General features: G+C 71.8%; 7 protein-coding genes, 1 tRNA gene and 1 pseudogene. 3 read left to right on the forward strand and 6 right to left on the reverse strand.

Annotated features, from left to right (window positions below; all coding sequences use genetic code 11):
• Positions 1–106, forward strand: a pseudogene (locus RCO28_RS39090) (IS5/IS1182 family transposase); the annotation flags it as partial.
• A gap of 5 nt (positions 107–111) precedes the next feature.
• Here the strand turns inward: RCO28_RS39090 and RCO28_RS39095 are convergent.
• On the reverse strand, positions 112–357 hold the full coding sequence (locus RCO28_RS39095) for a hypothetical protein (RefSeq protein ID WP_308946177.1): 246 nt from the start codon (positions 355–357) through the stop codon (positions 112–114).
• Between the two features lie 201 nt (positions 358–558).
• Positions 559–632 (reverse strand) — tRNA-Gly (locus RCO28_RS39100).
• A gap of 496 nt (positions 633–1,128) precedes the next feature.
• Here RCO28_RS39100 and dcd point away from each other — a divergent pair.
• Both dcd and RCO28_RS39110 read left to right on the forward strand, forming a co-directional pair.
• Entirely contained in the window at positions 1,129–1,704 is a 576-nt protein-coding gene (gene dcd, locus RCO28_RS39105) for a dCTP deaminase (RefSeq protein WP_308946178.1), read from the forward strand.
• 26 nt (positions 1,705–1,730) lie between these two features.
• Complete coding sequence (locus RCO28_RS39110) at positions 1,731–2,219, forward strand: phosphoribosyltransferase (protein ID WP_374991333.1); 489 nt, start codon at positions 1,731–1,733, stop codon at positions 2,217–2,219.
• 77 nt (positions 2,220–2,296) lie between these two features.
• Here the strand turns inward: RCO28_RS39110 and RCO28_RS39115 are convergent, their stop codons facing one another.
• The 4 genes from RCO28_RS39115 to RCO28_RS39130 all read right to left on the reverse strand — a co-directional run.
• On the reverse strand, positions 2,297–3,223 hold the full coding sequence (locus RCO28_RS39115) for a Yip1 family protein (RefSeq protein ID WP_308946180.1): 927 nt from the start codon (positions 3,221–3,223) through the stop codon (positions 2,297–2,299).
• Between the two features lie 227 nt (positions 3,224–3,450).
• Positions 3,451–4,839 (reverse strand): FG-GAP repeat protein, encoded by a 1,389-nt coding sequence (locus RCO28_RS39120; RefSeq protein WP_308946181.1) that lies wholly within the window; start codon positions 4,837–4,839, stop codon positions 3,451–3,453.
• A gap of 104 nt (positions 4,840–4,943) precedes the next feature.
• Positions 4,944–6,482: a VCBS repeat-containing protein gene (locus RCO28_RS39125; protein WP_308946182.1), complete on the reverse strand. Its 1,539-nt coding sequence runs from the start codon at positions 6,480–6,482 to the stop codon at positions 4,944–4,946.
• The coding region (locus RCO28_RS39130; RefSeq protein WP_308946183.1) for a VCBS repeat-containing protein at positions 6,479–7,885 on the reverse strand (1,407 nt) is incomplete at its 5' end. The genes RCO28_RS39125 and RCO28_RS39130, both read right to left, overlap by 4 nt.

The raw sequence follows: 7,885 nt of genomic DNA on the forward strand, positions 1-7,885 counted from the left end.
CAAGCGGCTACGCATCCGCTATGAGATACGAGCCGATCTCCACCTCGGCCTGCTCCAACTCGCTTGCAGCATCATCTGCTTGAGACGACTCCGAACATCATTCTGAAACGATCAGTAAGCGGCGTCGGCCTGCTGCGCGACGGCCCGAAGCTCGTTGATGGTGCCAGGTTCGGTGTCGGCGGGGATGCCGATCGCAGCATCGTGCGTGGCGGCTGACAGGGTACGCAGAGCCGCCCGCTCGTCGCGGTCCATGGACCGGCGCGGAGCCTGCTGGCCGAGGAGTACGGCGATGTCTGTACCGAGCCCGGAGGCGATGGACAGCAGGGAGGGAAGGGAGGCGGTACCGCCTCGTTCCATCCTCCGGACGACGCCGACCGACCCAGGTCACCAAAATTGCGTCTCAGGATTTGGAATGATGCCGGGTCAGATTGCAGGAGCGGGGCTCGCGGCCCCCAAATCCCAGCGGTAATCGGCGCGTTATGGCACGCGAATGGCACGAGCCCCGAAATTGGACTAGACAACAAACAAGCCCCAGGTCGCTGACCTGGGGCTTAATGCTGGAGCGGGTGACGGGAATCGAACCCGCGCTCTGAGCTTGGGAAGCTCATGTTCTACCATTAAACTACACCCGCAAAGATGCGAGGCCGTGACCTGTCGCATCGTGTGGACACCCTACCCCATCCTCGCCGCCCGGTGTGTGCGCCGGTGTGTACGCGTGCCCGTCGCGGGGTGGAAGCGGCTGCGGGGAGCGGGAGTTGGGGCGTACCGTGGCGGCGCGGAGTGCCGCCTGGAGGGGCGTCCCTTTCATCCCGTAATGTGAGGTTTCGTTGCAGTCAGCGACCCAGGACTCACGTGGGGAAGGGACTCGAAGACGTGATGGAGCGCACCGTCGTCCGTTGTGCCGAAGGGCATGTTTTCAGCACCGCTTCGTTTCCGATGCAGCAGCTCGGCACCGAGCGGATCGGGCCTGGTCGGCTGATCCGGTGTCCGCGCTGTGCGCGGTTGCGGCATGCGGTGCCGTTGGACGCGTCGGCCAAGCGGTAGCCGAGCGGTAGCGAAACGTTCGGCCTGAGCGCGCGGGAGGCGTCCGATTGGGGCGCGCCCGCGCGCTCTGCGTATCCTCGGTGCGTGCTTCTCTCAGACAAGGACATCCGGGCCGAGATCGATGCCGGGCGGGTGCGGATCGACCCGTACGACGAAACCATGGTGCAGCCCTCGAGCATCGACGTGCGGCTTGACCGTTACTTCCGGGTGTTCGAGAACCACCGCTACCCGCACATCGACCCTGCCGTCGAGCAGACCGATCTGACGCGGATGGTGGAGCCGGAGGGGGATGAGCCGTTCATTCTGCATCCCGGTGAGTTCGTGCTCGCGTCGACGTATGAGGTCATCTCCCTTCCCGATGACCTGGCCAGCCGGCTTGAGGGGAAGAGTTCGCTCGGGCGGCTCGGGCTCGTCACGCATTCCACCGCCGGGTTCATCGACCCCGGATTCTCCGGACATGTGACGCTCGAGCTCAGCAATCTCGCGACCCTGCCCATCAAGCTGTGGCCGGGAATGAAGATCGGGCAGCTGTGTATGTTCCGGCTCAGCTCCCCGGCCGAATTCCCCTACGGCAGCGAGCGATACGGGTCGCGCTATCAGGGTCAGCGGGGTCCGACGGCTTCGCGTTCCTATCTCAACTTTCACAGGACGCAGGTGTGAGCAGCGGTATGAGTGACGTCGGTGGCGTGCGCGAGAATCTGACGTACGAGAAGTTCGGAGTGGCCGTGCGCGAGCTGGCGCAGGCCATCGCCGATGACGGCTATCAGCCGGACATAGTGCTCAGCATCGCGCGCGGCGGCGTGTTCGTGGCGGGCGGTCTCGCGTACGCGATCGACTGCAAGAACATCCACCTGGTGAATGTGGAGTTCTACACCGGCGTCGGTACGACCCTTGAAATGCCCGTCATGCTGGCGCCCGTGCCGAATGCGATCGACTTCAGCAACAAGAAGGTGCTGATCGCCGACGACGTCGCCGACACCGGCAAGACCCTGAAGCTCGTGCACGACTTCTGCCTCGACACCGTCGCCGAGGTCCGCTCCGCGGTGGTCTACGAGAAGTCGCATTCGCTGGTGAAGTGCGAGTACGTGTGGAAGCGCACCGACGACTGGATCAATTTCCCGTGGAGTGTCGAGCCTCCCGTCGTACGCCGTGAGGGTCAGGTTCTCGACGCCTGAGTCCCGCGAAAAGGGCCGGTGGGATTTCTTCCACCGGCCCTTTCGTGTACCTACGCGTACCTACCCCGTACCTACGCTCAGAACGTGCCCAGCTTGATGATCGACAGCAGGGCGAGGAGCTGGATCGCGGACGCGGCCAGGGCCTTCGGCCAGGCCAGGTCGTGGGACCTGCTGACCATCGTGGTGAACAGGGCGCCGGCCGCGACCCATGTCGCCCAGCCGAGGATCTGGACCAGCGGGGCGTCGCCGCCCAGGAACATGGCGAAGACCAGGCGCGGGGCGTCCGTGATGGACATGATCAGCATCGAGAGGCCGACCGTCGGCTGCCAGGCGCCGTCGCCGCCGAGCTGGCGGGCCAGGGTGTGCGTGACCGCGCCGAGCATCAGGGCGCTGATCACGATGGCGACGCCGGTGGTGAGGACGATCGGGACGCTCGTCGCGAGCGTGGCGTTGATCGCGTCCTCGCGGGCGGTGTCGAAGCCGAAGACCGCGAGCAGGCCGTAGATGAACGTGACGATCAGCGCCGGGCCCCACATCGAGTGGTCCCGCATCTGCAGGAAGGTCGGGCCGGGGCGCATGACGATGCCGCTCAGCAGCTCCTTCCAGTGCAGGCGCGGCCCGGCCGGGGCGGCGGCGCCGGCGCGGTAGGTGTCGCCCTGGCTGTACGGGTCCTCGCCGAAGGAGAAGGCCTGGGTGTGCCCGGGGTTGTTGTTCGCCGCGAACGGGTCGTGCGGGGCGCCCTGCTGCGGGTACGGGGGCTGCTGGTGGGGGTCGCCGAAGTACTCGGGCTCGCCGTGCGTACCGCCGCCCTGTCCGCCTCTGTGCCCGCCGGGGCCGCCGTGCGGTGCGCCGCCCGCCGGGGGCCACTGCTGCTGCGGGTACGGGGGCGCGGGCGGGCCGCCGTACGGCGGGTTCTGCCCGTACGGCTGCTGCTGCGGGTGTTGTTGCGGGCGAGGGCCCTGGGAGCGGTTGTCCCGGCCGCGTCCGATCCTGAATCCAGCCACGTAATCGAACGTACCTGGTCTGAAGGGGTGCTGTGTGACGGTGGTCGCATCGGGGACGCTTTGCGGCCGAGCTGTGACAACCCCTAGGGGACCTGATCAGGGACTTCTCAGGGACTTCTCAGGGCCGGGAGGTGAGTCGCCTCGCGGGCTCGCGGAAAGACCTTCGGAAAGGCCTTCGGAGAGACCTCCGGAGACCTCCGGAGACCTCCGGAGACCTTCGGAAAGGGTCAGTGCAGCGTCTCGCCGAAGTGCCGGTCGGGGCCGCCGATGCCGAAGTCGGATCCGTTGAAGGAGGTGGCGTACGACGTGGTCAGCCCCGTGGTCGTGCCGCGCAGGACCCAGACCGCGCCGGCGTCGCCCTGGCTGCCGATGTCCTCGCCGCTCGCGGCCGCCGCGAGGTCGGCGCGGCCGTTGCCGTTGACGTCCCCGAGGCGGACGGTGGAGCCGAACCGGTCGCCCTGCTCGGGGACGCCGGGCACACCGGTCCGCTCCTGGTGCCAGGCGGTGCCCGAGCCGAGACCGCCCGCGCCGGACCGGAGGAGTACGACACTGCCGACGCCCGCCGTGGCGCCCACGGTCTCGCCGGGTGTGCCGATCGCCACATCGGCGTCGCCGTCCCCGTCCACGTCGCCCGCGCCCACCGAGGCGCCGAACGCGTCGCCGGGCTCGCTGACGCCGGGCACGCCCGCGCTGTCCTGGTCGTACGTCCGCGGGGCGCGGCCCAGGCCGAGGCCGTCCGGGGATCCGTAGTGGACCGTGACCGAGCCGGCGTCGCGGTTGCCGGTGATCAGGTCGGGGTGCCCGTCGTCGTCCACGTCACCGGAGGCCGCCGCGTCGCGGGTGGCGCGCGGGTCGTCCCCCTCGGCGAGCACCCGCAGGCCGAGGCCCACGTCGCCGGGGCCGCCGGGGACGAGCGCGAGGTAGGCGCCGCCGTCCCCGCGCGTGCCGTGGATCGCGTACTGGCCGCCGTTGCCGCCCGCCGTGAAGTCGGCACCGATGACACCGTCGAGGCGGACGTCGGCGGGCAGGCCCGCGCCCTCCAGGCCGAAGGCGGGGCCGTCCGGGACGCCGTCGGCGTACCACCAGAAGCGGTTGGCGCTGACGACGACGAGGTTGCCGGAACCGTCGCCGTCGAGGTCGATGAAGGAGGCGCCCTCGCCGAAGCGGAGGTCGTCGGCGGAGGGGGCGTTCAGGACGGTCCCGCCGCGCGCGAAGCCCTTCGGGCCGCCCCAGACGATGGTCGTCGAGCCGTCGGGCCTGCCCTCGACGCGCTCGCCGGGAGCGCCGACGATCAGGTCCGCGTGCCCGTCGCCGTCCACGTCCCCGCTGGTGACGTTCTCGCCGAACTCGTCCTCGGGCTCGGTTACTCCGGGGACGCCCGCGGTGTTCTGGGTGACCGTCACGGAGCGGGCCGGGGAGAGCCCGGAGGCGGAGCCGTACGTCACCGTCACCGCGCCCGCCGCGGGCGTGCCGATGGCGAGGTCGCGGTAGCCGTCGCCGTTGAAGTCGTCCCGCAGCGCGGTGGCCGCGGCGGCGGGCTCGGCGAGGGGCAGGGCGAGCCCCGCGGCGGCGAGGACGGTCGCGGCCGCGGTGACGGCGAAGGGCTTGACGCGCAAGGGACTTCAACTCCCGGAGGGGCGGGGTGTACGGCTTTCCGGGGTGTGACTCGTGAGGCCTGCGAAGGGTTGTGCGGGCCTGCCGAGACCTGGGTGCCGGGCCGCTACTTCAGCCGCAGCGGCACGCCCACCTCCTCCGGCCGGATGTGCTGGACGTGCTTCGTGTCGAGGCCGGACGCGGTGCCGGGCAGGACGAGGATCGCGCCGCGCCCCTTGTTCCAGTACGACGAGAACAGCACGGCGTCCTGGCGGTCGTCGCCGTTCACGTCGAGGAGCTGGGGCTGTTCGAGGTCGAATGGCGCGGGGCGGCCGGGCAGTCCGGGGGTGTCGCCGGGGACGACCCGGGCGTCGGACAGACGGTATCCGCCGGAGCCACCGGAGCCGCCAGCCCCCGAACCGGACCCAGCCCCCGAACCGGACCCAGCCCCCGAACCGGACCCAGCCCCCGAACCGGACCCAGCCCCCACCCCCTCAGACCGCCCAGGCAGCAGAATCAACTGGTCCGTGGCGGTCAGGCTGAACCCCGGCTTTCCGGTGAGGAGATCCGTGCTGCCGTCCCCGTCGACGTCGCCGACGGACGTGCCGAAGCCCCACCGCGTGCCCTTGCCGGTGATCACCTGGGCCGGGCGGCCGCGGCCGAGGCCCGCCTTCGCGCCGTGGATCACGGTGAGGCGGCCCGCGCGCGCCGGGCTCTCGCCCATCGCCACCACGTCGTCGATGCCGTCGCCGTCGACGTCGCCCACGGTGCCGCCGCGCGGCCCGTCGTCGACGTCGCCCATCGCCTCGGCGAGCGGAGGCGTCACCTCCGGTCCCGGTACGAGCCCGCCCGGGCCACCTCGGTGGTACGCGACCTGGACGAGGTCGTCCGGCGCGGACTCGTCCTCCTCGGCGTCGTACGCGTACGTCATGATCACGTCGCTGCGCCGGTCCCCGTCGAAGTCACCGGTGAGGAAGCCGTCGGGGCTCGCGTAGCCGTGTTGCCCCACGTCCAGGGCGAGTTGGCGGGCCGCGCGGCCGGAGCGGTCGAGGGGGCCGAGCAGGAGGCGGCCCTTGACGTGGCCGGGCAGGGCGCTCGGGTCGCCGTCGCCGCCGCGGCCGCCGTCGAGCAGGTCGGTGCTGCCGTCGCCGTCGAAGTCGCCGGCGGCGCGCGGAGTGAACTCGTCCGGTACGTCGAGGACTTGGGGGGCGGAGAGGCCGCGCGGGCCGCCGTACATCGCGAACACCTCTCCCGGGTCCGGGTGCTCGCCGCGGCGGCCGACGAGGTCGGTGTAGCCGTCGTTGTCGAGGTCGGCGCGGACCAGGGCGGCGAGGGTACCGGTTGCGGGGGTGCGTACGGCGGTCTCGGGGCGCAGACCGGACGGGGAGCCGTAGACGACCACGAGGGTGGTGCGGGTGCGCTTGGCGTCCTTGCTGCGCGCGTGCAGGACCTGCGCGTAGTCGTCGTGGCCGTCGCCGTTGAAGTCCTTGAGGGCGGCCTGGTCGAGGGGGTCGGGGGAGGCGGCGGGCTTGCCGGAGGGCGGGACGGTCGAGCCGGGGGACGGCGCGCCGCCCTTGCCGTCGCCGTCGGTACCACCGCACCCGGTGAGCAGCAGCGCGCCGCAGACCGCGAACGTGCGCAGAGAAAAGGGGAGTTGAGGTCTCACTTCACGCCTCCGGAGGTCCGGTCACCGACATCATCAGCGTCCCCGGCGTCCCCGGCGTCCCCTGCGTCCCCGGCGTCCCCTGCGTCCCCGGCGTCCCCGGCGTCCCCTGCGTCCCCGGCGTCACCGACATCACCAGCGTCCCCGGCGTCACCGACATCACGCGCCCCCGCCACAAAGCTCGCCGTGGAGAACGTACGAGTGGGCCGTGCCGTGAGCCCGCTCTTCGTGGCGCGCGTGCCGCGGAACACCGCCACCTCGTCCCGGGTCTCGCCCCGGTGCGTGCGCAGGACGAGGTCGTCGAGCCCGTCCCCGTCGAAGTCCGCGACCGCGACGACGTCTCTCGTACCGTCGGCCTTCGTCCTCGGGACCGGGACGGCCGAGGGTGCGGGGCCGCGCGTACCGCCGGTGTGCAGGTACGGGCCGGTCGACCCGCCGGTGCCGACGACGAGTTCGGCGCGGCCGTCGCCGTCGAGGTCACCGGCGTGCAGCGTGGCGGCGCGGGTGTCGAGGCGGGCGCGGCGGGTGCCCGGCACGTCGAAGCGCAGCCCGACCCGATCCCCGGTGGCGATCGCCGCGTCCACGGCGGGCCCCCGCCCGAACCGGCCGAACACCAGGTCACGCCCGGCCGGGAACGTCGCCCCGGTCCGCGTGGGCCCGGCCGGACCGCCGAGGACGAGGCTGCTGCGTGACGTACCGCCGGAGGCGCGGACCACGAAGTCGTCGCGGCCGTCCCGGTTCACGTCGAGGGCGGGGCCGCGCAGGACCGTGCCGGGGGCGTCCAGGAGCTTGCCGGAGCGCGGGGCGCCGCGCCGCGCGCCGGACTTGGCGAACGGGCCGCGCAGAAAGCTGATCTGCGCGTTGCTCGCGTGCACCACCAGGTCGTCGCGGCCGTCCCCGTCGAAGTCGCCGCACACCGGCTGGTCCGACCACTCGTTGCCGTACCGCGCAGGGCCGGGGATGACGAGCTTCACGGCCTTCCCGGTGAGCCCGCCGGGCGAGCCGAAGAGCAGTTGCAGCGGTACGGGCGGGCGGCCGATGCCGTCGTACGGCGGGTCGGTGGCCACCACCAGGTCGGTGAAGCCGTCTCCGTCCAGGTCGCAGCTCGCCGCCGCGTCGAAGGCGGCGGGGAGTTCGCCCGCGGTGGGCGCGGCCACGGCGGCGGGGTCGAGCAGGTGGCGGGCGCGCCCGTCGGGGACACCGCCGCGGGTGCCGTACGCGATGCCGATGCCCGCGTCGTCGCCGTGGCTGTCGTGCACGAGGTCGTCGAGGACCAGGTCCCGCAGGCCGTCGCCGTTGAAGTCGTCCCCGCGCGCGGCGAGTTCACTGCCGTCGCCGTGCGGTACGGGCAGCAGCGGGGCTGTGTCGGCGTTCTTGGCGGCGGCCGGGGCGGGGGGCGCCGGTTC

The sequence above is a fragment of the Streptomyces sp. LHD-70 genome, from assembly GCF_031157275.1.
Classification (GTDB): domain Bacteria; phylum Actinomycetota; class Actinomycetes; order Streptomycetales; family Streptomycetaceae; genus Streptomyces.